Here is a 26,506-nt window from a genome sequence, read left to right as displayed (position 1 = left end):
ATAATGCAACCAGCTACCTTTCCAGCCGTCGCCGATGATGCGCTGCCGCCGCCGCGCCGTTCGGTCTGGTCGGTTCTTTCCGAAATTATTGTCATGGCGATCCCTTTTGCGGCCGGGGCGATCATCGTTTCAGGGCTCCATCTGGGAAAGGTTGCGGTTCTTGCACGCGCACCTCAGGCGGAACCGCTGGAACTGCAATCCATGCTGCAACCGGCCTTCCTGCTGGTTCTCGCCCTGATGGAGGGGTTGGCAATCTCCAATCAGGTGTTCAGCGCCAGATCCAAGAACAACTGGCCGCGTTCGGCCATCTTTCCTGCGTCCTGGCGGATGTCGGCCTATGCGGTTGCAGGGCTGAGCCTGTTTGCCGCAATTGCCTATGTGGCCGCGCTTTATGTGCCGGTAGAGGACGCGTTGTTTCGTCGGACCCTCGACTATCTACCGCTCTATATTCTCTCCCTCAGCGCATTTGTCGTCTTTGATATCTTTTATGCGGCCATGCGGGGGCAGGGGAAGCTCGCGCGCAGTCTGTTGCCATTCCTTGGGCTGGCGTTGATCGACCTGTCGACCACCTATGTGCTTCTTGTCGCATACGACATGGGTTTTGATGCGGTGCTGATCGGCAATCTCGCGGGCCCTCTCGCGATGCTTCCGGTCATGGTTCTGCTGCTCAAGCATGAAGCGGGGGCGGCGGTCACTCACCTCAAGGAACAGGTCAAGGCGCGGACAACACAGCTGTTGATGTTTGTTGGCACACCGATTGCTCTGACGATCCTGGTGAGCTCGCTCAGCGCGGCGGTGATCTTTCCAGTGCTTGCGGATTTCGGTAGCGAATACGCCTCTGCCTTCCTGGTTGTCATGCGTCTCAGGGTGTCCTTCATGATCCCGGCCATTGCCATTGGATCGGTGATCGCAATTCTTGTGAACCAGCTGTCAGAAAACAGCAATCCGACCACGCGACTGCAATATCTGGGCATTGGTGTACCGGTGATGCTGGGCTTTTACGGGCTGCTGACAGCGCTGTTGCCGTTCTGGGATAATCACATGATCAACCTCCTGGTCTCGCCCAGCCAGAACACCAGCGAATTGCGCGCCGCGACCGATCTGGTGATGCAGGGCTTGCAACTGACGTTCTTCTTCGTTTCCGGGGCTGCGATGCTTCAGGTGGTGATGGAGCAGCTGGGCCGGGCGACGCAGGTTCTTGTCATCGCCATTGTTACGGAAATCATCACAGGGGCGGCGGTGTTTTATGCGCAGTATGTCGGCCATGATCTGGATATGGCGATCCTGCTGCTGTCAGTGATCAGCGGGCTGACCTTTGCCCTGTTCCTCGTCCAGTTCGGTTTTCTCCTGCGTCAACAGGGGCGTCACGATGCTGTATGAGCTTGCCTTGCCGGGCCTGTTGCTTCAGGGCGGTTACCGCTGGCTGCGCAGCGCGCGCCGTGCAACGCCGCAGGAACCAGTATTGCGCCTGAGGGCCGCCCGTGGCCGAATGCGCCGCCTCGAAATTGCGCTGCTGGATCGCCTGTCGCCTGGGCTGGCTGCGCGGCTGCTCCTGCGCCGGTTTCACCGCAATCAGGCGGAGACCCCGCAGCCGGTTTCGCGCGCCCATGAACCCTTTGCTGATCAGTCAGACCAGAGCCACCGATCCCACCGGCTGGCGGGTCTGTATCTGCGCCAGATCGGACCCTCACAGGGGCCTCGGGTCCTGCTGCTTCATGGCTGGAACGCCGATGGTCGCATGATGATGCCGCTGGCGCAGGAGTTGGCGAAGCAGGGGTTTTGCGTGGAGGTGCCGGATCTGCCGGGAACCGGGCACTCGCGCGTGGCAGGGCTTGCGTCTGTGCGCAGTTTCGTGGGGGTTGCGTCCCGTTTGTGCCGGGCGATGTCCCGAGGCAAACCTTATGATCTGATGATTGGCCATTCCGCAGGTGGGTTGATCGCCATGATCGCGCTTGGACTGGGACTGCAGGCGGAGCGGCTGGTGACGATCTCCTCTCCGTCGTCCCTCGGCCGGTTGATGACGCTGTATCTGCGCTTCACTGACCAACCGACGCGCACGGCCACCGCCCTGATGCGCCGCTATGAGGCCACATGCGGTCGATCGCTGATCGATATCGGCCCTGCCGAATGCCGGTCCGCCAATGTCCCCATGCTGGTGATCCACGCCCAGCATGATTGGCAGGTGCCCGCCTCAGAAGCACCGCTTATCTGCGCCGCGCAAGAGGGGCTAACGCCGCAGTATCTGCGCAATTGCAATCATCGCACCGTGCTTCGCCACTCTGATTTGATCGGTCTGTTGCAGCGCTTTTTTGATCAAACCTCGGACCGGGAGGTGGGCAATGCTGCACATCGTTGATTTTGAATTGGATCATCCCGAACGGACCGAGACCCTCGAGGCGGTGTCGGATCAGCTCTCGTTGAGCCGCAACCAGCAGCGGATGTTCTCGCGTTTCTTCGGGTTCGAAAGCTTCCACTACGATGAACAGGCCCCGCTTGACCAGATGACGTCAGGAGCCATCGACCGGCTGCTGGCACGCAATCCGCAAAGCGCGGCGGCACTGAGCCACGTTTCCCACTGCCATACCCTGCCGGCCATCACCTGTTTCGAGGGGGAGCACTCCTCGATCCTGGCGCCTTTTGCCGAGCGGGGATTGGAGGTCTTCAGCGCCACGATGAACCATTGTGCAACCGGGCTGTCAATGCTTTGGGCGATGGAGCAGCTGCTGGGCGATCAGGACGCCGGCCTTGTGCTGATTGCGGAGAAGGCGTTTCACCCGGATGTGCGGTTGATCGAAAACACCACCATTATGGGCGAATGTGCCGCCGCCGTTCTGGTCCGCCGCGAGGAAAGCCGCCTGCGTATCCTGAACAGCCACACCGAGCACGAACCACGTTTCTGGCAGAACACCGGGCATCTCGACGAACCCTATTTGGAGGGGTTCGAGGATATGTATCTGGATTTTGCCTGCCGAACCCTGAGCGAGGCCCTGCAACAGTTTGGTATCGGAATGGAGGATGTCCGTTTCATCCTGCCACACAACGTCAACATGGCCTCCTGGATCATGCTGGCGAAGATCCTTGGCTTTGATCGCCACAAGATCTGTCTCTCAACCATTGGCCGGTTTGGCCATTGTTTCGGTGCGGATCCCTTCATCAACCTGATGCAGCTTATCCAGGAGGATAAACTGGCCTCCGGCGATCGGTTGCTTCTGTTCAGCATCGGCCTCGGCGCCACAGCGACCTGCACATTGGTTCAGGTCAACTGACCCCCCTTTTATTCCGCGTATTGGAGAAGACCCATGACAGATCACCAGTCCATTGTTCGCGACGCGCTGCAAGGCATCGGCCTAGGGCCGGAACGTGTCGAGGCGGCCCTGAACGGCAGTCCTATCTACGGGGTCTCCGGCCTGTTGAACTCGCTCGAACTGGTCCAGTTCGTCACTGCGTTGGGCGAGGTGACCCGGATTGATCCCACTGAATTCCTGTCGGCGGGCGGCAGCGAAATCAATACGGTTGTTGCCGGCATCACCTCCCTTTGCGGGTTCCTGGAAAGCCGCATGTGCCTGTCGGAAGGGGTATGAGGGATGACTGACCTGTTCCCAGATACCGACCTGCGCCATCTCAACGAGGTCGCGGCGTCGGTCGGCACCCCTTTCTATCTTTATGACGCCTCGGTGCTGCGCGCCCGGCTGGACGCGCTCAGAGCAGCGCTGCCAGCGGTCGATTTTTTCTACTCGTTAAAGTCTAACCCGAACCTTTCGGTGGCAGGCGTACTGCATGATCATGGTGCGGGCTGCGAAGTGTCGTCGCTGCTTGAGCTTGAGACCAGCCTGAGGGCCGGGGCCACCCCGGATCGGATCCTGATGGTCGGACCGGGCAAATCGAAGACAGAACTGGGGCGCGCGGTCGAACTTGGGATCAAGGCCATCGTTGTGGAATCCGCGCATGAGCTCACCCAGATCAACCAGCTCGCAGGCGATCGCGGTTGCGTGCAGGATATTGCACTGCGGGTGAACCCGGATTTCCACGCCGGCGGGGCCAAGCTGAACATGAGCGGCCGTCCAACCCAGTTTGGCATTGATCAGGCTGAGCTGCCCGCTGCCCTGACACAGGTTGAGAACTGCTCGCATCTGCGGCTATGCGGGCTGCACGCTTATATGGGGACGCGGATCCTGTCCCATGACACCGTGGTTGCAAATGTCCGCAACATTCTTGACCTCGCCGCTGAGCTGATGCCGAGCCTTCAGGACCAGCTGGATTTTGTTGATGTTGGCGGCGGATTCGGCATCCCGTATTACGACGGCGAGGAAGAGCTGGATCTGGACGCTCTGGGCCGGGAGGTCACCCCGCTTGTTCAAAGCTTCGCCGCCAGCCATCCGCAAACCCGTGTGGTGATTGAGCTGGGGCGCTACCTATCCGGCCCATCCGGTCAGTTCGTGACACGCGTGCAGCAGATCAAGCATAGCAAGGGCGAGAGCTTTGCGGTCTGCGATGGAGGCTCCAACGTGCATGTGGCCGCTGCCGGGCAGGGGTTCCTGCGCAAGAATTTCCCGATCAGGCTGCTGCGGGATGGGCAGATTACGCCCCAAGAAGAGGCCGTGCAGCCCTGGACCCTGACCGGCCCGCTTTGCACGCCGCAGGACGTGATTGGAAAATCGGTCCCGATGGCGGCACCGAAAGTTGGTGACCTGATTTCCATCGGGCAATCCGGCGCCTATGGGCCTACCGCCTCGCCGGTGAACTTCCTTGGTTTTGGCGCCCCGGCGGAGGTCATGATCGACGGGGCATCGCTGACGCTGGTGCGTGGCCGGGACACGGTTGATGCGCGGCTGGCCGTCCAGCACCCACAGGACCTGCGCGCCGACTCCTGCTCAAACCCTGCCGTGCTTGCCGATCTTTATTCCACAGCGCCGGGGAACGGTCTGGAGGGGACAGCCTTTGCGCATCCCTGTCTGGAGCGGCTCAGCGGTTTACAACCGCTATTCCGTGAAACCGGGGCGCGGCTGGACCGCGATCCCGAAAGCTGGACGGCCCTTTGGGAGAACCCGACCGTGCGGGCGCTGACAACCATTGGTGTACCGGAGGAGTTCAACGGCTTTGCTCTGCGCGACAGTGGTCTTGGGATCTCCGATTGCCCCTATGGGCTGCATGTCGCCATGGTCGAACGTCTCGCCCGGTTTGATGCCAATTGCATTCTGGCGCTACCCGGCCCGTCATTGTCCGGTGGCGCTGTGCTGGCCACAGGCACCGAAGCGCAGATCGCGCGCTTTTTCGATGGGTATCGGTTTGGCCCGCAGGGAACATTCTTTGCTGTGACGGAACCCAATGCGGGGTCCGATGCGTCCAACGGGCGCAGCACGCTGGGCATGAAAAACGGCCAGCTGGTTCTGAATGGCGTCAAGACGCTGGTTGGTGGCATTGCCCGCGCCGATATCGGCTTGTTCTTCGCCCATATCGAAGAGACCGGTCGCATGGGGCTGGTGATGATCCGCCCCTCGGATGCGCCGGAGTGTGTGAAGATCGAACGGCTTTCGACCAACGGGTTGCGCGGCGCAGATCTCTGCCAGATGACCCTGCGGGATTTCCCGGTGACACGGGATATGATCCTCGGCAGTGGCGGGCGGTCGCTTCGTGATGGGTTCATGGCCATCAACGGTGTCTTCGAACGCAACCGCCCCATGGTTGCCGCGATGGCGCTGGGCTCGGGCCGTGGCCTGATTGAGCTGATGTTGGAGGACCCAGCGCGGCTCCCGTCTTACCAGGATCTGCTGGCCCGTCACACGGCCTTGCTGGTCCAGCTGGTCGGGGTGATCCAGGCACAGGTAAGCGGTCGCCCCCGTGTTCAGGATATCAGCCGGGTCAAGATGCAGGCGGTCAGCTTCGTTGACGAGGTGGTGCGCCGGATCACTGATCAGGATCCGATGCGGTTCCTCTGCGATGCGGAGCTGCGCCGTCGCTGCCGAGACGTCAAAGCCTTTGAATATATGGAAGGCACCAGCAATATTCACCTGCTGAACGCCTATCGCTCTTATGCGGCGGGGGTGAGCCAATGACCCTGCGTGTCGTACCGGGCAGCCTGATCTGTCGGGAATTTGGCGGCTTGGAAGCGGCGGATCCGAACTGGCTTCGGGAGGTGGACTACTGGGAGGACTACAACACCCGGTTCTTCCGCGCCAATGGCAAGACCTATCAACCCGGCGACAGCAATGTGCAGACCTGGCTGACCGCTGACGACCGCGCGCCCTATGCGGCGATGGCTCGGGAACTGCTGGATGAGCTGACGGCCCGGATGGATCTGTCGGACATTGATCTGGTGTTGATGGCACATTGGCTGCCGGATATTCACCTTGGCACCTCCGTCACCAATTTTGCGCTGCATCATCTTGGAGTGAGAGATGGGTTTGGCTTTGCGATCTCGGATCGCGGCCTCACCGCGCCACTTTTTGCTATGCACTGCGCTGCGCGTTACCTGACGGCTGACCGGCGCAAGGCGCTGATCCTGTCGATGGATCAGAAACATCTGCTCTATCGCTCACCCGTGGTCGAAGCGCTGAACCCCGGCAATAGTGCTGCCGCTATGGTGCTGGAACGCGATGTCCGAAACGGCGCCTCCTATGAGGGCTACCGACGGGTCACCCTGACCGGGGATGAGGGCGACCTGACAGCGGCCGTTCACAATCTCTGCGCAGACTTCGGCGAGGCGCCGGAGAGTGTCTGCCTGATCGCCGCACCGGATCTGCTGACCAGGGTTGACCACAAGGGGCGGGTCCTGGCGCAATCCACACAGTTGCTGAGCGCTGCGCCCTTTGCTGCCTTGCAACAGGCGGAGGCAGAGGGGGCAGGGCGTGCCTTTCTGTTGGTGACGCAGGAGCGTAAGGCGCTGTCTGCGGTCATGCTCCGAGCCGACCAGAAGGCGAGGCTGGCCGCATGAGACTGACCGCGCTCACAACCCATATCCCCGAAGAGCGCATTGCGGCGGAGCAGATCATTCGCGATGCGGGCGGCTCCCCGTCGGAGGCGCGCGTCTTTGAGCGGCTGTTCGGGCTGGGGCAGGTTTCCAGCTGCGCAAAGAGCGAGACGCGCTACGACCAATTCGCCCGCATCATCGAGGATCTGCAAGCAAAGAGTGGAGATATCCCACGTCCGGATACGCTGATCCATGTGCGCGGTCTGCCGATGCGCGATTGTGCGCCGGGAGCTGTCGCCCCACGTCTGCGCCGGGATTTCGCTTTTCTCTCGCATGTCAGGCAGAAATTCGATCTCGACCAGACCAATTGTGCTGGGTTGATCTGGGCGCTTGAACTGGCCCGCACGCTGATGAAGGCGGGGCAGGCCCGGGTGGTTGCAGTGATTGCGGGCGACGGTCACGACCGGCTGCGTCTGGCGGATCGCTATGTGCCCGGCAGTACGCTGATGGGGGATGCCTTTTGCGGGCTTATCCTGGTGCCGGACGCGGATGCGCCCGCAGATACCGGCCTGCGCGTCGGGCGGATCTCGCTGACCTGCCATCCGCGGTTTGCCTTTGGCTACAAGGGGAGTTCTGCGCAGATGGGCAGATTCTTTGCCGCACATGGGCAGATCGTGTCCAGAACGCTGCGGGACCTCGGCTTTGACTGGACCAGCGGTTCGCCGCTTCTTCCGCACAATGTCAACCGGCTGGCCTGGCAAAGTTTTTGCACCGAGACCGGACTGGCGACGGATCGCATTCGTCTCGGTCTGCTGCCGGATATCGGGCACTGTTACACCGTCGACCCCTTTCTGCTGCTGAAGCAGGAACTTAGTGACCCAGACTCCAACCTCAATCGAGATCCGGGCACACCTGCCACGCTGCTCTCTGTTGGCATGGGAGGCTACGCCGCCGGATGCCAGATGCGCAGAGCTGTCCCATCCTCTCTTTCCACTTGCAGTCAAAGGAGCAGCAGCCATGCTCTCTCGGCATAATCTATTGACCAGTTTCCTTGAACAAGCCGTCGTGACCCACCCGCAATCGACCGCGGTTGAAGACGCCAGCGGCCAGCTCAGCTATGCTAAGCTGCGCGACCGTGCCCTGCGGGTGGCACAGCTGCTGAAACAGCAGGGGGTTGCGCGGGGTGATCATGTTGTTCTGTGTATGGGCAATTCGATCGGGTTCTGCGCCGCCTTCTGGGGCACGCTTTATGCGGGCGCGGTTGCCGTGCCCCTCAATACCGATACCAAACTCCCCAAATTGGCCTTCGTGCTTGCGGATTGCGCTGCGACCGCTGTCATCCAGGACACGGATCAGACAGAGAAAACCGCTGCCGCCCGGCAACAGGCAAAGAGCGACGCAGCCCTGATCAGCACAGGTGCCGAAACAGCCTTTGCAGATGCTTTGCAAGGGGCGGGGGAGCTTGGAGCGGGCACAGCCCAGCCTGCGACGGTACTGGATCAGGATCTGGCGGCGATCATCTATACATCCGGCTCCACGGGACATCCAAAAGGGGTGATGCTGTCGCATCTCAATATGACCAGCGCTGCGCGCTCGGTTGCCGAATACCTCGGCTATCGCGCCTCCGACCGCATTTTCTGCGCCATTCCCATGACCTTCGATTATGGGCTGCATCAACTGACCATGGCCGCGCTTACCGGGGCCTGTCTGCTGGTTGAACCCTCCTTTGCACGACCGCTCTTTGCCCTGCAACGATTGGCCAAAAGTGCGGCAACCGTCTTCCCCGTGGTGCCAACCATGGTGCCGCTGATCGCGCCTCTTGCCGCGCGCTATGACTTCTCCTCCGTCCGCTGCATTTCCAGCACAGCCGCAGCCCTCCACGCGCCCTTCATTGATCAGCTCGAAGCGATTTTTCCGAATGCGACGGTATTTTCCATGTATGGGCTCACTGAATGTCACCGCTGCACTTATCTTGATCCGGGAGAGCTGACACGCCGCCGCACCAGTGTCGGCAAGGCAATTCCCAATACCGAACTTTGGGTGGTGGACGCAGAAGGCACGCCGCATCGGCGCAATGCCACTGGAGAGTTGGTCATTCGCGGGGCAACCGTGATGAAGGGCTATCTGAACAATCCTGAGAAAACCGCAGAGAAGCTGCGCTCGGGTCCGATGCCGGGGGAGCAGGTTCTTTATACCGGGGATACCTGTCGCCTGGATGAGGACGGTTTTGTCTATTTCATCAGCCGCTCTGACGACATTCTGAAGGTGGCCGGTGAAAAGGTCGCGCCGAGCGAGGTCGAAACCGCACTGATCGCGCACCCGGATGTTGGCGAAGTCTGCGCGCTGGGCGTTGAACACCCGGTTTATGGCCAGCAATGCTGTGCCGTGGTGAGCGGCCCTGCGCTCAACAGTAAAGAAGTGGCGCAGGCGCTCAAAGCCTGGTGCGCCGAGCGGCTGGAAGCCCATGTGGTGCCCGCCCGTATTCTGGTGGTGGAGGCGCTGGCGCGCAACGGCAATGGCAAGATTGACCGCCACCAGCTCCGTGATTGGCTCGAAGCGGATCTGCCGCCCGCAAGGTCATCACTGCGCGCGCCATCGCCAGAGGCGGATCCGCTGCCTTCCTGATCAAACCCGTCCTGATCCCAGACAATGCGCTGACACCTGTCCTGACACGACCCATAGCGAGGTACCAACATGCAAAATATCGAACAGATCATTACCGACGCGCTTATCGAGCTGCTGGATATGCCCGATAACAGCCAGATCTCCACCGACAGCCGCCTGCAAGAGGATCTTGGCGTCGACAGTGGCCTGCTTCTGGAGCTGTTCATGGCGGTGGAGGAAAGCCTGCCTCAGGCGGTGCTCGATCCGGCGGTGATGAAGCCGGATGACATCACCACGGTTGGCAGCTTTGTCGGGATGGTCCGCGACAGCATGGTCGAGGAGGCCACGGCATGACCCGACCTGCCGGCGATCTGGCCGACAGCATCAGCGCACACGTACGGCTGCGAGAGATCTTTGCCGCTTTTGAGGGCGACACCCGCCCGGCCTATTGCACGCCCGAAACTGAGCTGAGCTTTGCGGCCCTGTTCGATCATGCCAGTGCGTTGGCGTATCAGTTGCAGCAGCACGGCGACAGTCTGCGCAGGCCGGTGCTGATCTATGGGCACAAGGATATCCGCTACCCGGTGGCCTATTGGGCCTGTCTGCTGGCTGGGCGCGCCCTGATCCCGGTGGAGCCGGAAACGCCGGTGGCGCGGATCCGCCAGATTGCGGAAACCTGCGGGGCGAGGCTGCTGCTCGGCGCAGGTCTGCTGAGTGGGGAAATCACCGACGCGCTGAAGGGTGCACAACTCGCCTGCCTGCCGGTTCCCGATCCATCCAGCCCCTGTGCGCAGATCACGCCCGATCCCTCCGAAGCCCCGGTGATCACAGATCAGGACCTGGCCTATCTGATGTTTTCATCCGGCACGCTGGGCCAGCCCAAGGGTATTGGCATCACCTATGCTAATCTCGTCGATTTTATCGACTGGCTTGATGTGCTCTACCCGTCCGCGATGCCGATGACCGCTGTGTCTGGCGTGATCCGCCATTGCTTTGATGTGTCGTTGTTTGAATTGTGGATGTCCTGGACACGCCGCCGCCCTCTGGTGGCGCTTGATCATGCCGAGTTTGCCAATTCGACCACCTACCTTGAGCGTTTGGCTGAGCATGAGGTGAGCCTCTGGGTTTCGACCCCCTCGATCACACGGCTGTTTCTCAAGAACCGGCGCTTCAACGGGGATCAGCTGCCGCATCTGCGCAACTTCGTATTCTGCGGCGAGGTCTTGACCAAGAAAATCGCGGCAGCCTTGTTTGACCGGTTCCCGGGCTGCCGGATCACCAACACCTACGGGCCGACCGAATGCACCGTTGCGGTGACATCCGTCGACATCACCGATGAACATATACAGTCGGAGCGGGATCTGCCCATCGGCGCGCCGCGCCCGGGGACCCGGTTGGAGCGCGGGATTGCGCAGGCCGGGCAGCCGGGAGGTGAACTATTGATCCGTGGTGCCAGCGTGGGGGCCGGTTATGTTGGCCTGCCGGAGAAGACCAGGGCGGCTTTTCCTGAACCTGCCCTCTATCGCACCGGGGATCGCGGCTATCTGGCCCCTGACGGGCTGTGGCATTTCGTCGGGCGCATTGACCGCGAGGTGAAAATTCAGGGCGTCCGTGTCAACCTCAATGACATCGAAACCCATCTGCGCAACCTACCGGGGGTCGAAGACGCGGTGGTCGAGGCGCAGATGCTTCGTGGGGTGCCGCATGCCTTGTCGGCCTATGTTCTGGGCCCCCGCCAGCTTACCGGTCTTACGGATCTGGCGGCGCGGCTGACGGCTGAGCTACCGCCCTATCTGGTGCCGCGCTACTGGTACGCCGATTTCCCGGCAGGCCTGAACCAGAATTCCAAATTTGATCGCTCGAAACTGGCGAATGCAGCGGCCGACGCCCGTCTGCGCCATATCCATATGCCATCAAGCGTCGCCCAGATATCCCAGGAGGAACCCGCATGACCCAGAAGGAGATCCCGATCTTCGATGCCAATTCAACCATGTTCCAGAACATCGGCCTGTTGAAAGTGGCAGAGACAGCAACCCGCCAGCACGGCGATATCGTTGCCATCCGCGTCAGCGAGACCCGCGATCTCTATATTGCGGGTAGCCCTGAGTGTTTTCATTACTGGCGTGGCCATCAAGGGCATTTTCAGACAGATCTGGGCGATATTGCCAGCAATCAGGCGATCACCCGCATGTTGCTTGGAGATGAACTTCAGGACCCGCGCTGGAGCGATATCTGGGTGCTCACCGCCAACCGTATGTCGGCCATCGCGCGCGATTTCGACGGTTGGCTCGAAACCGCACTGGCAGAGGCCACGCAAACGCTGATCCGCGACCTTCCACAGGACGGCAGCGCGGTTGACCTGCGCGATCTCTGTCGCGACTGGTCAATCCGCGCCGTCTGCCCGGCCATCTTCGGCGCCGATATCGATGTGGCTGAAATCGCTCAAGGGGTGGCCGATGTCGAAGGTTTCTACTTCGCCATGAGCACCAAAGACGCGTCCGAGACCGCAGATCACGAGATGATGCCGGAATTTCAGGCCGCCCGTGGTTTTCTCGACAAGGCAATCACCGCTGCCCTGAACGACAGTTCCGCATCCGACCGCAATTTGATTGCGCAGATCGCCACGGTCATTCCGCCGGACGTGTCAGAGGCAGACCGGCTCAATCTTCTGCGGCCCACCGTCGGCCATGTGATCACCGAGAAGTTGAACATCGGCGGTCTGAGCCTGCTGTGGACGCTGGTGCAGCTGGCGCAGGATCCGCAGCTGGCCGCAGATATCGCCACTGAATGTCACGGCAGCGATCCAATGACGCTGCGCGATGCCGAGAGCCCGCTGGCCCTCTCCACGGTGAAGGAAGGGCTGCGGCTGTTCCCGGAACTTCCGTTCATCTACCGCATCACCAGCGAGGCGGTCCCGATTGGCGATTACGTGATTCCATCCGGGGCAACCGTTGTTTTTGCACCCTGGCTGGTGCAACGCGATCCGCGGTTCTGGGACAATCCCAAACGCTTCCAGGGGGATCGCTTCTTGGACGAGGGCAGACACCGGGCGCATTATTTCCCCTTTGGGGTCGGCGCGCGCATCCGCTCGCGTGCCAATTTCATGCTGCATCAACTGACGCTGGCCGCGCGTGCCATCTGCGCCGCACAGACATTTGCGCTGGCACCGGACTGTCCGCGCGGCAATATCCGTCCCTTGCTCCGCTCCGCATTGATCCCGCGTGGGGCGGTGCCGGTGGTGTTCCACCCTCGTGCGCAGGCAGACGCAACCACCGGGGATCGCGCCCTTGCTGACGCCGCCCAATGACACGCGGCCATTCAAGTTCAATCACAAAAGGAAGACCGCAGATGTTTGAGACATTCATGACAGACCTCCGCGAGACCCTGTTGAAGGGTGCCGATAACCCCGCCTTGGTCACATCGGAACAGGTGATCAGCTTCGCTGACTTGGCCGCGCAGGTGGAGGGGATCTTGCAGGCGCTGACGGAGATGCCGCCGGGCCTGAGCCTGATTGTCGGCCACAAGGAACCGGCCTGTATTGCTGCGATGATCGCCTGCGCGTTCTCGGGCCGTGCCTTTGCCTTTGCGGATCGCGCAACCCCGATGGACCGTATGCAGCAGATCGCCGCCACGGCAGAGGCAAGCCATATTCTCGCCTATGGTGAGGAGGTGCTGCCTGAGGGGCTGCCGGTCCTGATGTTGAAAGACCTACCCGCACGCTCGCCTCGGTTAGAGATCGCCCCGCACCTGTCGGAACAGGACACGTTCTATGTGATCTTCACCTCCGGCAGCACCGGCACACCAAAGGGAGTGCCGATTTCCCGTGGCAACTATATGGCGCTGCACCGCTGGTACGCTCCCTTGCTGGGCGCGGTTCGACCCGAAGGTGCCCATGTCAACCACGCCAGCATGGCCTTTGATATGGGCATGTTCGACCTCTGGCCGACGTTATCACTGGGGCGTCCCGTGCAGCTCCTTAACCATGTGAACAACATCATGCCACGCAACAATATCCGCCATCTGACGCGGGATGCCGCCACCACCCCTGCCTCCTGGGCATCGACGCCATCGCTGTTGCAGCTGATGTGTACCGATCCGCAGTTCAGCGCCGAAACGCTGCCGGATCTGCGGTTCTTTGTAGTGGGGGGCGAGATGTTGCCAGGAGCGCTGGTGCAGGAGCTGCAACAACGCTTTCCCAAGGCCCGGATCTTCAATGGCTACGGCCCGTCGGAGGCAACCTGTGCCACCCATCTCTACCCGGTCAGCGCGGCTGATACACTCGCCTCCGGCCCGATGAAAATCGGCGCCTGTGTCGGGGAAAACCGGATGCAGATCATTGGCCCCGACGGGCAAGAGGTCGGGGCGGGAGAGGCGGGCGAACTGGTGCTCTCTGGCCCGCAGGTCATCACGCATTATCTGCCCGCAGACCATCCCGCAAATGCGGCGCTGAGCCAGCCGGACGGGGTCAATACCTACCGCACCGGTGATCTTGCCCGGCTTGATGCGGCGGGCCATCTGGTGCTGCTCGGGCGGATCGACCGGCAGGTCAAACTTCTGGGCAACCGGATTGAGCTGAACGAGATCGAACGGATCGCCGAAGGCAGCATTTGGGTGCGCAAGGCGGTTTGCCTGCCGCAGAAAGATGCAACCGGTCGCGTGACCGGGCTACAGCTCTTTGTGGAGCCGCTGGAGGGACAGCTCTGTGAACGGCAGGCGCTGCTGGCGCATATGGGCAAACATCTGGCCGCCCAAGTTCTGCCGCGTGAGCTGCATTTTGTGTCGCAGTTTCCGGTCACTACTAATGGCAAACTGGATACGCAGGCGCTCCTGGCAGGGGGCGGGGATCGGGCTCAGCCGGATCGGTCGATGTCACCGGCGCAGCACCCTGCGGCGACAGCCATCAAGGAGGCCGTCAAATGACCCGGTCTCATGATGCAAAGCGCCAGTTCTGGCCGGACAAGACGGCGGCCGTGATCGGATCCGGCTTTGCCGGCATGGTGGCTGCTGCTGCTCTGGCGCGCACCTTTGGCACCGTCTGGCTGATCGACCGCGACGCCCACCCGGATAAGCCCGCGTTGCGCAAATCCGTGCCGCAGGCCGCCCATGTCCATGCGCTGCTACACTCCGGTCAAACGGTGCTGGAGAGCCTCTTTCCCGGTTTCGAACGCGAGGCTACCGCTCAGGGCAGCCTGCCGCTGAAGGTTCGTTCCGGTTGGCGCAGTTTCAGCGCCGGACGTTGGTTGCCGCCTGTTGATACCGGGGTGCAGGTGCTGTCGCAGACCCGTCCGGCCCTTGATCACCTGATCAAACAGCAGATCGCCGGTAATGCGGTGATCCGTCCGCTGCTGGCCCGGGTCACCGGCCTGCTCAGTGATGCGACGGACCCCGGCGCGGTTACCGGCCTGCGCCTGTTGCAGGAGGGGCGCGAACGCGACTTGCCCGCTGATCTGGTGGTCGATGCCGGAGGTCGTGCCGAACAGGGCGCGCAGTGGCTGGCCGACTTGGGGTATGCCCCGCCACCGGTTGAAACCGCCTATCCTGAGGTGCGCTATGTCTCGGGGCTGTTCTCCCGCCGGATCACAGCAGGAGAAGATCTCGCGGGGTGGCTCAACTTTGCCTCCGCCCCGATGACGCGTGGCGCGGTTCTGGCGCCGGTGGAGAACGGGCGCTGGATGGCGACGGCAACCTGCCGCTTTGACATGCAAGCCCCCGCAACCGAGGCCGAGTTTCGGGCGTTTCTGGACGCATTACCGGATGACAAAATTAGCAGCCTGCTGACCGGCGAAACCTTGGTGCGCGAACTGAAGAGCTACCGGATCGCCGCCGTGCGTTTCAATCGGTTTGATCAGGCCACCCGCCCATTGCCGAAGGGGTATCTGCCGCTCGGCGACCGGATCGCTACCTTTAACCCGCTTTATGGTCAGGGCATGTCGGTGGCAGCGCTCCAGTGTCAAGCGCTCTCGGATGTGCTTGGGCAGGTCATGACAGCCGATCCCGCCTGCGATTGGCGGCAGGCCCTTGCCGCGCCCTATCTGGCCCGCGCGTCTCTACCAGCGGAGGCGGCCTGGCTGATCGGTCAGGCCAACGATATGGAATATCCGGCCTATCGTGGGCAGCCCTCAGAGGCGGCGGTGGCGCTGAACCGGGACCTGCGCCGGGCCTTTGCCACCTCAATCGGTCGCCCCGAACGGATGCGCCGGATCGACCGTGTACTGCATCTGCTGGATCCGCTCTCATCTCTCGCCGCGCCGGACCGCCGCGCTCCGCCCTCCGCGCGGGAGGCGGCAATCGCAGATCCCGGCCAGACCACCCCCGCCTTGACCTGACCACCCCGCGTTGACCTGAAGAAAGGAATTGCCCGATGAAACTCTACACCACGGCTCCGCCCTCTGTCCGTTTCAGCGCGGGTAGCTATCTCAGCCAGATCGCTGATATTGCCCGCTGGCACGAAGACGCCGGCGTCGAAGGCATGTTGATCTATACCGACAATTCGCTGATGGACCCCTGGACTGTCGCCCAGGCCACCATCGAACGCACCTCGCGGTTCGTGCCGCTGGTGGCAACGCAGCCGCTCTATATGCATCCGCTCGCGGCGGCGCGCAAACTGTCCTCGCTGGGCTTTCTCTACGGGCGCAAGCTGGCGCTGAATATGGTTGCGGGCGGATTTGTGCGGGATCTGAAACAGCTTGGCGATCAGGCAGATCACGATCCCCGCTATGATCGCCTCACTGAATACAGCCAGATCCTGATGGCGCTTTTGCACGGCGAAACCGTGACGCTGAGCGGCGACTACTATCAGGTCGAAGGGCTGCGGTTGGAGCCCGCTCTGGACCCGGCGCTGATGCCGGACCTGTTTGTGTCCGGCATGTCGCCTGCTTGTCAGGCCACGGCGGCCACGCTAGGTGCCACCCGGCTGAGCTATACGAAACCGCGTGAACAGCTCGATCAGGCGGCGGTTGCGGGCAAGAACCTAGGCGTGCGTTTTGGAGTGATTGCCCGCCCCAACAGCGCCGATGCCTGGGAGGAGGCGCGCGCGCGCTTCCCGGCGGACCGGCGCGGGCAGCTGGCCCATCGCATGGCGCAGGGCACCTCGGATTCAATCTGGCATCAGCAGATTTCAGCAGTGGCCGAAGAACTGGAAGACGCCCGCTCCGGCGCCTATTGGCTGTTCCCGATCAAGAATTACAAAACCTTCTGCCCGTATATTGTCGGCAGCTACGAGGAGGTAGCCGACTATATCCAGAGCTATATCTCGCTCGGGTTTGAAACCCTGATCCTCGACGTGCCAACGGGGCAGGAGGATCTGGCCCATACCATGCGCGCCTTTGATCTGTGCCAGCAGCCAGCAGTCTGAGCGGGTCTGATGTTCAAGCGCAGTTTATTTGAACCGGACCATGAATGCCTGCGACAGCAGGTGGCTGAATTTCTGGACGCCGAGGTGGTGCCGCACCACCCGCAATGGATGGAAAATCGGCAGGCCCCCCGCAGAATTTGGCAGCAGGCGGGGGAGGCTGGTCTCTTGTGCCGCACGATCCCGGAGGACCACGGCGGTCACGGAGGCGATTTTCGCCAGTCAGTCGTCATCATAGAAGAGCTGGCCAAGCGGCGGCTCTGCGGGCTCCTCACCTTCCTGCAAAGCGATATTGTTGCCCCCTATCTGCATCGTCTTGGCAATGATATTCAGCGACAGGAGTATCTGCCCGACCTGTGCTCTGGGCGGCGTATCGGGGCCATTGCCCTGACCGAACCGCAAGGGGGATCCGATCTGCACGGGCTGCGCTCCACGGCCATACGGAACCAGGATGAGATCATCCTGACCGGCGAGAAGACGCATATTTCAAACGGTTCGGAAGCGGATTTGATCATTGTCGCCGCCCGCACCGGCCCCACCGGCTGTGATGGTGCATCCTCAGCAGGGTTCGACATGCTGCTGGTGGAGGCAGGAACGCCGGGGTTGACCCGCCGCCGCATCAACAAGACCGGGATGCCTGCCTTGGACACCGGCCATCTGACCTTCGACAACTGCCGCGTACCGGAGGGCAACCGTCTGGGGGCCAGTGGCATGGGATTTTTCTATCTTGTCAGCTTTCTCAGCATCGAACGGCTGGTGCTGGCAACCTATGCACAGGCGATGGCGGAAACGCTGCTTCGCGAAACAGTCCGGTTCTGTGCCACACGCCGCACGGCAGAGGGAACCACGCTGGACTATCAGGCCACGCAGTTCCGGCTGGCCGATCTTTACAGTGAGGCGGCCACCAGCCGGTCCTTTGTCGATAGCTGCATCGTCGATCACACCGCCGGCCGTCTGGACAACCGCAATGCCTGTATTGCCAAGCTTCGCAGCACCGAGCTGCTGACTGCCGCAGCAGCGGCGAAGCTGCAACTGTCCGGTGCCCGAGGTTTTTGCGACGATGGTTCGGATGGTTCGGATGGGCCGGATCGGGCGACACAGGATGTGCTCGACAGTGCGGTCCAAACCGTCTGGGGCGGCAGCAGCGAGGTGCTGCGCAATGTGGTGGGCAGCAGCCTTGCCAATATGCTGTGAAGCGGGATGTGAGCACGCATCGCCCCGGTGCCCGGCGATCAGCAATACGGCCCGGTGAGGTTCATCTCTGGCAGGGTGCGTTGGGTCGCAGCGATATCTCGGATCTCGATCTGTCGCTATTGTCCCACAGTGAACATCTGCGCCTGAACGATCTGTCACGGCCTGAGGCGCGCGTGCTCTATGCTGCCTCGCATGTGGCGCTGCGCCGGGTTCTCGCAACCTATACAGGCTGTCCGGGCGCGGCGCTTATCTTCAAGACCGTTGCGGGAGGCAAGCCAGCGCTGGTTGATGCGGGCGGGTTGGAATTCAATCTCTCGCATTCCGACCGGATGTGGTTGATCGCAGTGACCCGGTGCAACCCGATTGGCGTCGATATCGAAGCGGTGCGACAGGGGCGACGGTCAGACGCGGTGGCCCGGCGCTATTTTGCACCTGAGGAAAACGAGGCCCTTGCGGCTTGCTCTGATGGCTCAAGACCGGCGCAGTTCGCCCAGATCTGGGCGCTGAAAGAGGCCTATGTCAAGGCACGCGGGCAGGGGTTGGCTCTACCTCTCACTGCATTTGCGGTCCGCTTTCAGGCCGGGCAGGCGACGCTATTGCGCTGTGAGAACGAAACGCCGGCGGACTGGAGCATGTCCGGCTGGACCCCCGCACCGGGATATCGCGCGGCGCTGGCCGTGAAATCCCCCATCGATCAGATCTGTCATCTTGATTTGTGAGTGAATAATTTCAAGGGCTTATCAGGTTCTCTTTCCTGTAAACCGCATTCTGTCCGTCCTTAATCCCCATTGAGGACGCGCGCCCTCTTCAGAACTGGCAGGGTAAAGCCATGCTCAAGCCAAGGTCGATACGGTCAGGGCTCGGACATGTCTTGTATCAACCGGTCGTGGCATCACTGGCTGCGACCTGACAGAACAACAAAGAGGTCCCCATGGTTGCCCATCGCACGCGCCCCCCGTTTCGGTCATCGTTCACCCGTTTCATCGCCGCCTGCATAGCGGCTCTCGGGTTTGGCAGTAGCGCGGTATCTGCCAAAAACGTGCCGATCCCCGAACTTGCCGCCCCAATCACTACCCTGCGACTGATTGGCGACGAAACCACCCTCAAGCTTAGCAATGGCACAGGTCCGGCGCAGGCGCTCGAAATCTCGACCGGGACGGCTGTGGGATGCGGGCTGGATGCACAGGTGACTCAGAATGGCGACACGCTCGAAGTTCATCTGACACGCTCCGGTCTGAAAACCAGCTGGTGGTGTGAGCCGGAACTGCATATCGCTATGCCGCCGGATCTGGGCCTCAAGGTGGAGGTGATCAAACTGGTAGCAGATATCACCGGAACCTTTGGTGCTGTCGATATCGCCTCGGAAAACTCGGTTGTGAATTTCACCGGGGATGCATCAGAGTTCAAACTGACAGGTGGAAAGGCGATTTCTCGCCTAGACTTTGGCCCGGGCACCAAACGTGAGAACGTGGATGTGAAGGTGCCCTTGAACCTGTCGCATATCTCATTTCGCGCCAAGTAACACCGGCGCGCAGCCGCCTGCCGCGACCACGGCCTGTGCTGAAAATACGCCAAAGACGTTCTGCGTCTGGCCCCTGTTCTCATCACTTTGCTCGGGGTAGGCGCAAAAAACGGCAAACTTAATTGTGCAGGAGCTTCACAACCTGTTATAGAGTTGAAAAGGCATTAATATACTTATGGGTGGTTTGGCAGCCCATGAGGGAACGACACGGACCTAAGATGACCCACGGGTGCGACTGGCGCGCAGATCAACCTATATCGATCCGGCTGATCCAAGAGCGCCCGATGTGTTCATGCCGATTGCTTTTCCCCGAGAGTGGCAGGCTGAAGGCGCAGGGCGACCCCACCCTTAGACAGGCGCAGGACCGGCAGACCGCTCGGTTTGCCTTCCAATGGCTCGCCCCTGCAACGCCAGCAACAGACAGCGACACGATCGTGTCATCAAAACCGGACATGGTCGGATGTCAGACGCAGACACAAATGCAGGCAGTGGCATCCGCTGTCGCCTGTGCCGCAATGATTCAGGATGACCGTTTCCACTAAGGCACTAGACGAATGATATTCATACCAATCGAATTTATGTTCTCAGCACAGATGATGTTCCTGTTCATTCATGTTGTCAGAAACGACGACACCGCAAACAAGAACAAGCCGTTTCTGCTGCTCATCGTGCTGAGCGCGATCCAGTCCTTCTTGCTGGGGCTGCGCTGGGGGTATGATGTTGAGGCGACGTCTTACATCGTGCCGGTGCTTGCAACCTTAATACCGGCTCTGGTCTATGCAGGGGTTCTGAACGTGATCGAACGTGACCGCTGGCCGATGGCGCAGCGGCTGGCGGTCTATTATATGCCGACCGTGCTGGTGATCGGGCTGACATTTCTCTGGCGCGAGGCGGTGGATATTGTCGTTGTCATTACATTCCTCGCCTATGCGGTGGTTATTCTGCGCCTGCTTTTGCCTGGTACGGACGCTTTGGGGATCACGCCTCTGGACGGGGCCGATTCCACCTATCGGGCGATTTTTTTCGCGGCTCTGTCGCTGCTGTCCTTTGCCCTGATCGACACCATTTTGTTCCTCAGCTTCTTCTGGCAGCATGTCGAACATGTGCCCTCGGTGATCCTGTTTGCGAATTTTGCAGCACTGGTGATGCTGGGCCTGGCAGCCACCCTTGCCAGCACCAGTAAAACGCCGCCCTCGGAAACGCCGCAGCCGCGTCGGCTGGAAGAGGAAGAGCTGAGCGGATCCGCCACGATCCAGAGGATTGAGGAGCTGATGAATGACGACCATGTCTACCGAGATGCAAACCTCAATCTCGAACGGCTGGCGCGCAAGGCACTTATCCCATCCCGACAGATCTCGCAGGCGATCAACCGTTCGGTCGGAATGAATGTCTCCCAATACGTCAACGGCTATCGGATTGCGGAGGCCTGCGACCTGCTTCAGGCGACCCGCCGATCGGTGACGGATATCATGTTCGATGTCGGTTTTCAGACCAAATCCAACTTCAACCGGGAGTTCCGCCGAGTGACTGGCATGACGCCGCAGGCCTGGCGCACGAAATACACGCCGGCTGAGGATGGTGGCTCAATCGTGGCTGACGCGGATAGCGTGCCGCTATGACGGCATGCTACAGCAACCGTGATGGTGCTCAACATGATTGGGCGGTGGTGGCAGGACATGGCTGCCCATCGCCCGGCCGCATGAACGCCCGCCACAAGCGCACTCCAGCCATGTTGCGAGAATTTAAAAACAAATGCAGGGGAGGAAGTGCAGGTTTCTGTTGCCAGGTACCTGCGAACCCCGCCTTACGCGGCTAGGCGCAAGGACTTAGTTTCGGCGACATTAACAGCTTACGCTGCTACTGCCATTGCCGGAGCACGATTGTCATTTGCAATTGTACAAGTTTCGCCGATAACGGTGGCAGACAGCCGAGACAAAGCTAACCCCTTTAGACGTTCGTCGATCCTGTTTCGACCCCATGATCCCCAAATGAAGGATGTTTGGTGGAGTCGCCGGGTACCGCCCCCGGGTCCGATCCGCTTATTACGAGCGCGTTTATGTCCATAGTTCCGAAGAACAGACCCAATATATGGTCGGGACGGGGAGAGTTAAAGGGGGAAAATGCTCAAGACTCCAACGCGGTTGAAGCCCAGACCAGTTGCTGACCTGTCAGGCAGACGGGCAGGGTGTTCTCAGGCATCTGGCCGAGGTTCTCAAAAAGTGTGAGAAAGTCGAACTGACTGATCATTTCGATGAACTTTCCCTCAGAAGCGCGCGCCATGATATGCCCGGACACCTGGAAGGGCCGGTTATGCATTATGCTGACGGCCTCTACCTGGATGCGTACGGCAATCCAGTCTCCTGCCTCGACCGCATGGCTGATCTCGACTTGGATATCGGTGCAGAGTTCGCGCACGGCCTCAGCCAGAACAACAAATTCCGGCTTTTTCATCGCGATGTCCGGGATCAGGCCGACTGCTTCGGTATCCTCTGCAAATAACTCGTCAAGAACAGTCGTATCACCATTCACCCAGAGGCCCTGAAACCAGCGATTCAACATCTCTTTGGGCGTGGGGTACACTGCAACTCTCCAATACTCGTCATTTATGATGTTATTACGGTCGCTTTGATATTGGGCAAGCTTTTTATCAGAGCAAAACAGTCGGTCGCGCCGAACTAGGGTCAGGACCCATTAATCCTGCATCGCTGGCGCGCGAACGGCAAAAAAGCAGTGGTTTTGAGCGCGCCGGGACTGGCGGTGTCAATTCCAAGCGTTCAAAGCCGCTGCTTTGCAGCGGTTCGCACGTCCGGGGATTTGGCTGATTTTGCCTCTGAGCTGCGTCACATCTTCTTGAAATAGAACCACTATTCCTGTGAATCTGTTCCTTGTCAGAGACAAAATCAGTCAAACCAGAGGTGCAGGATTAATGGGTCCTGACCCTACGGACGGTTATTGATTGCGCGTGAACGGTTATTTGACCTGTTCCGCACGTTTCAAAAACACTGTTTGTGACAACTTAAGCGTTTCACTTTCAAGCTGTGTCAGACCCTCAGCCGTCGCAATTGGATCCCCGGCCTCAATGGCCTCGACGATATTGCTGTGCAGTGCAGTGATCACTGCCCGATCCCGCGCGGTGAAGGTGATCATATTCATCAGGGGCTGCATTGCCTCTACGGCGCCAGCTAGTTGATAGGACAAAACCGGATTGTCCGCCGCATCCACCAGTGCCCGGTGAAAAGTCACATCGGATGCACAAAACGCTTCGTCGGAGAGACCGGGCTGGCCCTGTCGAAAAATTTCGGCGCGCATGGTAGCAAGGTGATCCGCCGTGCGCCGGGTGGCCGCCAGCGGGGCGCAAGCGCGCTCCAACGCGTAGCGGGCCTCACAGGCGGTGTCAAAACTGACGGCATTCATGCTCAGCAGCAGCGTTGATGTGGTGATCTGCTGCGCATAAGCCTCCTCAAAGCTCAGCCGATTGACAAAGGCCCCGCCGGTGGCCCCGCGCTGGGTACGGATCAGCGATTGTGCCGCCAGCCGCTTCAGCGCTTCGCGCACGGTCGGGCGCGAGACCTGAAACTGCTCTGCCATCTCCGCCTCGGAGGGCAGCCGTTGATCGACGATCAGCGCCCCACTGATGATGGCATCACGAATGGCTTCGGCGATCTGAGCGGACAGATCCGCTGTACTGCGTGGGGTCAACTTCATGCTCTGGCGCCGCCTATCGGGAGAAATCATTTGTCAGACATTTAAAAGTCTGACATTTGATTGGCAAGAGCTGAGTCGCCGTCGCCGAGGAAGAAGAGGCCCGTCGGCATCTTCGCTCAGCCAACGCACCTAGGCGCGCCGGTGCGCCGATGAATGTCAGAGGAGGACAGATCATGTTCAAAGCTTTGGTCGTGAACAAGGACGAAGACAGCGGTAAAACATCAGCCGCCGTTGAGACGCTCAGCCTGGATCAGCTGCCCGACGCAGAGGTAACGGTGGCGGTGGACTACTCCACAGTGAACTATAAAGACGGGTTGTGCATCGGCCCGGGCGGCGGACTGGTCCGCAAATACCCCCATGTGCCGGGTATCGATTTTGCAGGCACGGTCGAGGCTTCCGACGATGACCGCTACAAGCCCGGCGACAAGGTGGTCCTGACCGGCTGGCGTGTGGGTGAGGCCCATTGGGGCGGCTATGCGCAAAAGGCCCGCGTGCGCGCGGATTGGTTGGTGCCGCTGCCAGAGGGGATCGACACGCGGCAGGCTATGGCGGTGGGCACCGCAGGCTTTACCGCAATGCTGTCGGTGATGGCGCTGGAGGATCACGGGCTGACACCCGGCCATGGTCCGGTTCTGGTCACCGGGGCTGCGGGCGGTGTTGGCTCTGTGGCCACTGCCATCCTGTCGAACCTTGGCTATGAGGTGGCAGCGGTTACCGGGCGACCAGAGACCTCTGACTATCTGACCGCGCTTGGGGCCTCACAGATCGTGCCGCGCGAGGAGCTGAACGAAACCGTCAAACGCCCGCTGGAGAGCGAAAACTGGGCGGGCTGTATTGATGCTGTGGGTGGCGCGATGTTGGCGCGCGTTCTCGGCCAGATGAAATACGGCGGCTCGGTTGCGGCGGTCGGACTTGCTGGCGGGGCAGGGCTTCCTGCCACAGTGATCCCGTTCCTGTTGCGCGGGGTGAACCTCCTTGGCATCGACAGCGTGATGCAGCCCTACGACAACCGCCTGCGGGCCTGGCAGCGTATTGCCACTGATCTTCCGATGGAGAAGCTGGAGGCGATGGTCGAACCGGCCTCCCTGTCGGATCTGCCAGAGCTTGGCGCTGACATTCTGAAGGGTCAGGTAAAGGGCCGCGTTGTTGTGGATGTAAATGCCTGAAAACTTTGCGTGGTGGTTGCGACAGCTAGCGGCGACCAACGAGAAAACGCGCAGCCGGTCTGCGCGTTTTTGCGTTTCGCCAGTGCCCCTTCACGCGGTCCTTGGGCTGGGATCCATGGGACGCGACAATTTCGCAGTTTTCTGCTACACTGGGCATAGATCCATCGCTGCGTAGCCGCTGCTGCGTCGTGGGCTCAGCGCTAGGTGCCGCCGCGGTCATTGCGGGAGGACAGCACGCAGGACAGGCCAGGACGGGATCACAGCAGGGCTGATCACAGCGCGCAGGCCGTTTGTTGCTTATTTTTGCAATCGGCGGGAACCTGCGCAGCCATGGGGTGGTTGGGTCTGTGGACGTTCATAAAAACGAAGCAGGGACGCGCATGACAGACGAAACGGCCAATCAGGGCATACCCGCCCCCGACGGTGAGGCCGCCGTCATCGACACCGAATATGAAATTGGACAGGATAATTTAGAGGGATCGGTGGGGCCGATCGGATTTGACATCCACAACCCCGTGTTCATGGTCTCCGGCATCAGCATCATGCTGTTTGTCTTCTACGCGCTGGTTCTTCCCGAACAGGCCGCTGCCTTCTTCGGCTGGCTGCGCCCGGCGGTGACCAGCTCCTTTGATTGGTTTTTCCTCAGCGCGGGCAATATCTTCGTGCTGTTTTGTTTCTTCCTCATTGTCTCCCCCTGGGGCAAGGTACGCCTGGGCGGGGCGGATGCAGCACCCGATTACACCTATACCGGCTGGTTCGCGATGTTGTTCGCCGCAGGCATGGGAATCGGCCTGATGTTCTATGGCGTCAGTGAGCCGATGAGCCACTATTCCACATCCTTCGGCGGCGTGAGCATGGGGGAAAACGGCGCCCGCACCGATTGGGCACCGCTGGGTGGCGCTGCCGGGGATAGTGCGGAATCCGTGCGCCTTGGCATGGCGGCGACGATCTATCACTGGGGCCTGCACCCTTGGGCGATCTACGCCATCGTAGCACTGTCGCTGGCGCTCTTCTCCTACAATAAGGGGTTGCCGCTCACCATTCGCTCTGCCTTCTATCCGATCTTCGGCGAACGGGTCTGGGGCTGGACGGGCCATGTGATTGATATTCTGGCGGTCTTTGCCACGCTCTTTGGGCTCGCGACCTCCCTTGGTTTCGGTGCGACGCAGGCCAACGCGGGGCTGAACGAACTCTTCGGCGTGCCCGTTGGCTCCACCACCGAAGTGATCCTGATTTCCGCGATCACCGCCGTGGCGCTGGTGTCGGTGGTGCGTGGCCTGGATGGCGGCGTGAAGGTGCTGAGTGAGCTGAATATGGGGCTGGCCTTCCTGCTGCTGATCTTCGTGCTGCTGGTTGGGCCAACCCTTCTGATCATCACCGGGTTCTTCGACAGTCTGATGGCCTATGTGCAATATCTGCCGGCGCTTTCGATGCCCTTCGGGCGAGAGGATGCCAACTACAGCCAAGGCTGGACCGCCTTTTACTGGGCGTGGTGGATCAGCTGGTCGCCTTTTGTCGGCATGTTCATCGCCCGCGTCAGCCGGGGCCGCACGGTGCGTGAATTCATCATCTGCGTCCTGCTGATCCCCAGCCTGGTCTGTGTTCTATGGATGAGCGTCTTTGGCGGCACCGCGATCCATCAGGTGGTGGCGGATGGCTACACCGGTGCGCAGGAGGCGGCGCTTGAACTGAAACTGTTCAAGATGCTGGACCAGCTGCCGCTGGCGTCCATCACCTCCTTTGTCGGGATACTGCTGGTGATTGTGTTTTTTGTCACCTCCTCGGACTCCGGCTCGCTGGTGATCGATACCATTACGGCAGGCGGCAAGGTCGACGCCCCGATGCCGCAGCGGGTGTTCTGGTGCGTGTTCGAAGGCGCCGTCGCGATTGTGCTGCTGCTTGGCGGCGGTCTGGTCGCCCTGCAGGCGATGGTGATCTCAACCGGTCTGCCGTTCACGGTGGTCTTGCTCCTGATGTGCTGGGCAATCCTGCGCGGATTGCAAAGCGAGCCGCGCTAAGACGTACAGCTGCAAACGAAACAACAAAACGCCCCGGAG

The 26,506-nt window shown here is 60.8% G+C and carries 22 protein-coding genes and 1 other RNA gene; 20 read left to right on the top strand and 3 right to left on the bottom strand.

Going from position 1 to position 26,506, the window contains the following annotated elements; all coding sequences use genetic code 11:
* The first annotated feature begins 3 nt into the window (after positions 1–3).
* The 18 genes from GAL_RS09935 to GAL_RS09845 all read left to right on the top strand — a co-directional run bounded on the left by GAL_RS09935 (position 4) and on the right by GAL_RS09845 (position 21,197).
* A complete protein-coding gene (locus GAL_RS09935) occupies positions 4–1,380 on the top strand; it encodes an MATE family efflux transporter (protein WP_024097454.1) in 1,377 nt (458 codons plus the stop codon).
* Positions 1,370–2,356 (top strand): alpha/beta fold hydrolase, encoded by a 987-nt coding sequence (locus GAL_RS09930; RefSeq protein WP_024097453.1) that lies wholly within the window; start codon positions 1,370–1,372, stop codon positions 2,354–2,356. The genes GAL_RS09935 and GAL_RS09930 overlap by 11 nt, the downstream gene beginning before the upstream one ends.
* Positions 2,340–3,266 carry a 3-oxoacyl-[acyl-carrier-protein] synthase III C-terminal domain-containing protein gene (locus tag GAL_RS09925; protein ID WP_024097452.1) on the top strand — a complete coding sequence of 309 codons (927 nt, stop codon included), beginning with the start codon at positions 2,340–2,342 and terminating at the stop codon, positions 3,264–3,266. The genes GAL_RS09930 and GAL_RS09925 overlap by 17 nt, the downstream gene beginning before the upstream one ends.
* A 33-nt stretch (positions 3,267–3,299) precedes the next feature.
* A complete protein-coding gene (locus tag GAL_RS09920) occupies positions 3,300–3,581 on the top strand; it encodes a hypothetical protein (protein WP_024097451.1) in 282 nt (93 codons plus the stop codon).
* 3 nt (positions 3,582–3,584) lie between these two features.
* On the top strand, positions 3,585–6,053 hold the full coding sequence (locus GAL_RS09915; protein WP_024097450.1) for an acyl-CoA dehydrogenase family protein: 2,469 nt from the start codon (positions 3,585–3,587) through the stop codon (positions 6,051–6,053).
* On the top strand, positions 6,050–6,931 hold the full coding sequence (locus GAL_RS09910) for a hypothetical protein (protein WP_024097449.1): 882 nt from the start codon (positions 6,050–6,052) through the stop codon (positions 6,929–6,931). Before GAL_RS09915 ends, GAL_RS09910 begins: the two co-directional genes overlap by 4 nt.
* Entirely contained in the window at positions 6,928–7,941 is a 1,014-nt protein-coding gene (locus GAL_RS09905) for a beta-ketoacyl-[acyl-carrier-protein] synthase family protein (RefSeq protein ID WP_024097448.1), read from the top strand. Before GAL_RS09910 ends, GAL_RS09905 begins: the two co-directional genes overlap by 4 nt.
* On the top strand, positions 7,925–9,532 hold the full coding sequence (locus tag GAL_RS09900) for a class I adenylate-forming enzyme family protein (protein ID WP_024097447.1): 1,608 nt from the start codon (positions 7,925–7,927) through the stop codon (positions 9,530–9,532). The genes GAL_RS09905 and GAL_RS09900 overlap by 17 nt, the downstream gene beginning before the upstream one ends.
* Positions 9,533–9,601: 69 nt before the next feature.
* Positions 9,602–9,865 carry an acyl carrier protein gene (locus GAL_RS09895; protein WP_024097446.1) on the top strand — a complete coding sequence of 88 codons (264 nt, stop codon included), beginning with the start codon at positions 9,602–9,604 and terminating at the stop codon, positions 9,863–9,865.
* Positions 9,862–11,463 (top strand): AMP-binding protein, encoded by a 1,602-nt coding sequence (locus GAL_RS09890; RefSeq protein ID WP_024097445.1) that lies wholly within the window; start codon positions 9,862–9,864, stop codon positions 11,461–11,463. Before GAL_RS09895 ends, GAL_RS09890 begins: the two co-directional genes overlap by 4 nt.
* A complete protein-coding gene (locus GAL_RS09885; protein ID WP_024097444.1) occupies positions 11,460–12,818 on the top strand; it encodes a cytochrome P450 in 1,359 nt (452 codons plus the stop codon). Before GAL_RS09890 ends, GAL_RS09885 begins: the two co-directional genes overlap by 4 nt.
* Positions 12,819–12,859: 41 nt before the next feature.
* Complete coding sequence (locus tag GAL_RS09880; protein ID WP_024097443.1) at positions 12,860–14,431, top strand: AMP-binding protein; 1,572 nt, start codon at positions 12,860–12,862, stop codon at positions 14,429–14,431.
* Positions 14,428–15,837, top strand: a complete 1,410-nt coding sequence (locus tag GAL_RS09875; protein ID WP_024097442.1) for a hypothetical protein — start codon at positions 14,428–14,430, stop codon at positions 15,835–15,837. Before GAL_RS09880 ends, GAL_RS09875 begins: the two co-directional genes overlap by 4 nt.
* 35 nt (positions 15,838–15,872) lie before the next feature.
* On the top strand, positions 15,873–16,865 hold the full coding sequence (locus tag GAL_RS09870) for an LLM class flavin-dependent oxidoreductase (RefSeq protein WP_024097441.1): 993 nt from the start codon (positions 15,873–15,875) through the stop codon (positions 16,863–16,865).
* A gap of 9 nt (positions 16,866–16,874) precedes the next feature.
* Positions 16,875–18,056, top strand: coding sequence for an acyl-CoA dehydrogenase family protein (locus GAL_RS09865; RefSeq protein WP_024097440.1), 1,182 nt, complete (start codon positions 16,875–16,877; stop codon positions 18,054–18,056).
* 8 nt (positions 18,057–18,064) lie between these two features.
* Entirely contained in the window at positions 18,065–18,775 is a 711-nt protein-coding gene (locus GAL_RS09860; RefSeq protein WP_244462754.1) for a 4'-phosphopantetheinyl transferase family protein, read from the top strand.
* Between the two features lie 212 nt (positions 18,776–18,987).
* Positions 18,988–19,578, top strand: a complete 591-nt coding sequence (locus tag GAL_RS09855) for a hypothetical protein (RefSeq protein WP_024097438.1) — start codon at positions 18,988–18,990, stop codon at positions 19,576–19,578.
* Between the two features lie 554 nt (positions 19,579–20,132).
* Positions 20,133–21,197 carry a helix-turn-helix domain-containing protein gene (locus GAL_RS09845; RefSeq protein ID WP_024097436.1) on the top strand — a complete coding sequence of 355 codons (1,065 nt, stop codon included), beginning with the start codon at positions 20,133–20,135 and terminating at the stop codon, positions 21,195–21,197.
* 146 nt (positions 21,198–21,343) lie between these two features.
* Here the strand turns inward: GAL_RS09845 and ssrA are convergent.
* The 3 genes from ssrA to GAL_RS09835 all read right to left on the bottom strand — a co-directional run bounded on the left by ssrA (position 21,344) and on the right by GAL_RS09835 (position 23,283).
* Positions 21,344–21,694, bottom strand: a transfer-messenger RNA (tmRNA) gene (gene ssrA, locus GAL_RS21875).
* An 8-nt stretch (positions 21,695–21,702) separates the two neighbouring features.
* Entirely contained in the window at positions 21,703–22,137 is a 435-nt protein-coding gene (locus GAL_RS09840; protein WP_040104051.1) for an ester cyclase, read from the bottom strand.
* A 411-nt stretch (positions 22,138–22,548) separates the two neighbouring features.
* Positions 22,549–23,283, bottom strand: coding sequence for a FadR/GntR family transcriptional regulator (locus GAL_RS09835; RefSeq protein WP_024097434.1), 735 nt, complete (start codon positions 23,281–23,283; stop codon positions 22,549–22,551).
* A gap of 173 nt (positions 23,284–23,456) precedes the next feature.
* Here GAL_RS09835 and acuI point away from each other — a divergent pair, with 173 nt between their 5' ends.
* Positions 23,457–24,449, top strand: coding sequence for an acrylyl-CoA reductase (NADPH) (gene acuI, locus GAL_RS09830; protein WP_024097433.1), 993 nt, complete (start codon positions 23,457–23,459; stop codon positions 24,447–24,449).
* Positions 24,450–24,829: 380 nt separating this feature from the next.
* Entirely contained in the window at positions 24,830–26,467 is a 1,638-nt protein-coding gene (locus GAL_RS09825; RefSeq protein WP_024097432.1) for a BCCT family transporter, read from the top strand.
* Positions 26,468–26,506 lie beyond the last annotated feature (39 nt).

It is taken from the genome of Phaeobacter gallaeciensis DSM 26640 (genome assembly GCF_000511385.1).
GTDB classification, from domain to species: domain Bacteria; phylum Pseudomonadota; class Alphaproteobacteria; order Rhodobacterales; family Rhodobacteraceae; genus Phaeobacter; species Phaeobacter gallaeciensis.
The sequence above is the reverse complement of the archived record's forward strand: the minus strand, read 5'-3'. Positions and strand labels throughout refer to the sequence as shown.

Excerpts from the sequence above, each read along its gene's own strand:
- GAL_RS09925 (WP_024097452.1), top strand. The coding sequence starts at position 2,340 with ATGCTGCACATCGTTGATTTTGAATTGGATCATCCCGAACGGACCGAG.
- GAL_RS09885 (WP_024097444.1), top strand. The coding sequence starts at position 11,460 with ATGACCCAGAAGGAGATCCCGATCTTCGATGCCAATTCAACCATGTTC.
- GAL_RS09865 (WP_024097440.1), top strand. The coding sequence starts at position 16,875 with ATGTTCAAGCGCAGTTTATTTGAACCGGACCATGAATGCCTGCGACAG.
- GAL_RS09935 (WP_024097454.1), top strand. The coding sequence starts at position 4 with ATGCAACCAGCTACCTTTCCAGCCGTCGCCGATGATGCGCTGCCGCCG.
- GAL_RS09930 (WP_024097453.1), top strand. The coding sequence starts at position 1,370 with ATGCTGTATGAGCTTGCCTTGCCGGGCCTGTTGCTTCAGGGCGGTTAC.
- acuI (WP_024097433.1), top strand. The coding sequence starts at position 23,457 with ATGTTCAAAGCTTTGGTCGTGAACAAGGACGAAGACAGCGGTAAAACA.
- GAL_RS09890 (WP_024097445.1), top strand. The coding sequence starts at position 9,862 with ATGACCCGACCTGCCGGCGATCTGGCCGACAGCATCAGCGCACACGTA.
- GAL_RS09825 (WP_024097432.1), top strand. The coding sequence starts at position 24,830 with ATGACAGACGAAACGGCCAATCAGGGCATACCCGCCCCCGACGGTGAG.
- GAL_RS09835 (WP_024097434.1), bottom strand. The coding sequence starts at position 23,283 with ATGAAGTTGACCCCACGCAGTACAGCGGATCTGTCCGCTCAGATCGCC.
- GAL_RS09855 (WP_024097438.1), top strand. The coding sequence starts at position 18,988 with ATGGTTGCCCATCGCACGCGCCCCCCGTTTCGGTCATCGTTCACCCGT.
- GAL_RS09905 (WP_024097448.1), top strand. The coding sequence starts at position 6,928 with ATGAGACTGACCGCGCTCACAACCCATATCCCCGAAGAGCGCATTGCG.
- GAL_RS09840 (WP_040104051.1), bottom strand. The coding sequence starts at position 22,137 with ATGTTGAATCGCTGGTTTCAGGGCCTCTGGGTGAATGGTGATACGACT.
- GAL_RS09900 (WP_024097447.1), top strand. The coding sequence starts at position 7,925 with ATGCTCTCTCGGCATAATCTATTGACCAGTTTCCTTGAACAAGCCGTC.
- GAL_RS09895 (WP_024097446.1), top strand. The coding sequence starts at position 9,602 with ATGCAAAATATCGAACAGATCATTACCGACGCGCTTATCGAGCTGCTG.
- GAL_RS09910 (WP_024097449.1), top strand. The coding sequence starts at position 6,050 with ATGACCCTGCGTGTCGTACCGGGCAGCCTGATCTGTCGGGAATTTGGC.
- GAL_RS09845 (WP_024097436.1), top strand. The coding sequence starts at position 20,133 with ATGATATTCATACCAATCGAATTTATGTTCTCAGCACAGATGATGTTC.
- GAL_RS09915 (WP_024097450.1), top strand. The coding sequence starts at position 3,585 with ATGACTGACCTGTTCCCAGATACCGACCTGCGCCATCTCAACGAGGTC.
- GAL_RS09870 (WP_024097441.1), top strand. The coding sequence starts at position 15,873 with ATGAAACTCTACACCACGGCTCCGCCCTCTGTCCGTTTCAGCGCGGGT.
- GAL_RS09875 (WP_024097442.1), top strand. The coding sequence starts at position 14,428 with ATGACCCGGTCTCATGATGCAAAGCGCCAGTTCTGGCCGGACAAGACG.
- GAL_RS09920 (WP_024097451.1), top strand. The coding sequence starts at position 3,300 with ATGACAGATCACCAGTCCATTGTTCGCGACGCGCTGCAAGGCATCGGC.
- GAL_RS09880 (WP_024097443.1), top strand. The coding sequence starts at position 12,860 with ATGTTTGAGACATTCATGACAGACCTCCGCGAGACCCTGTTGAAGGGT.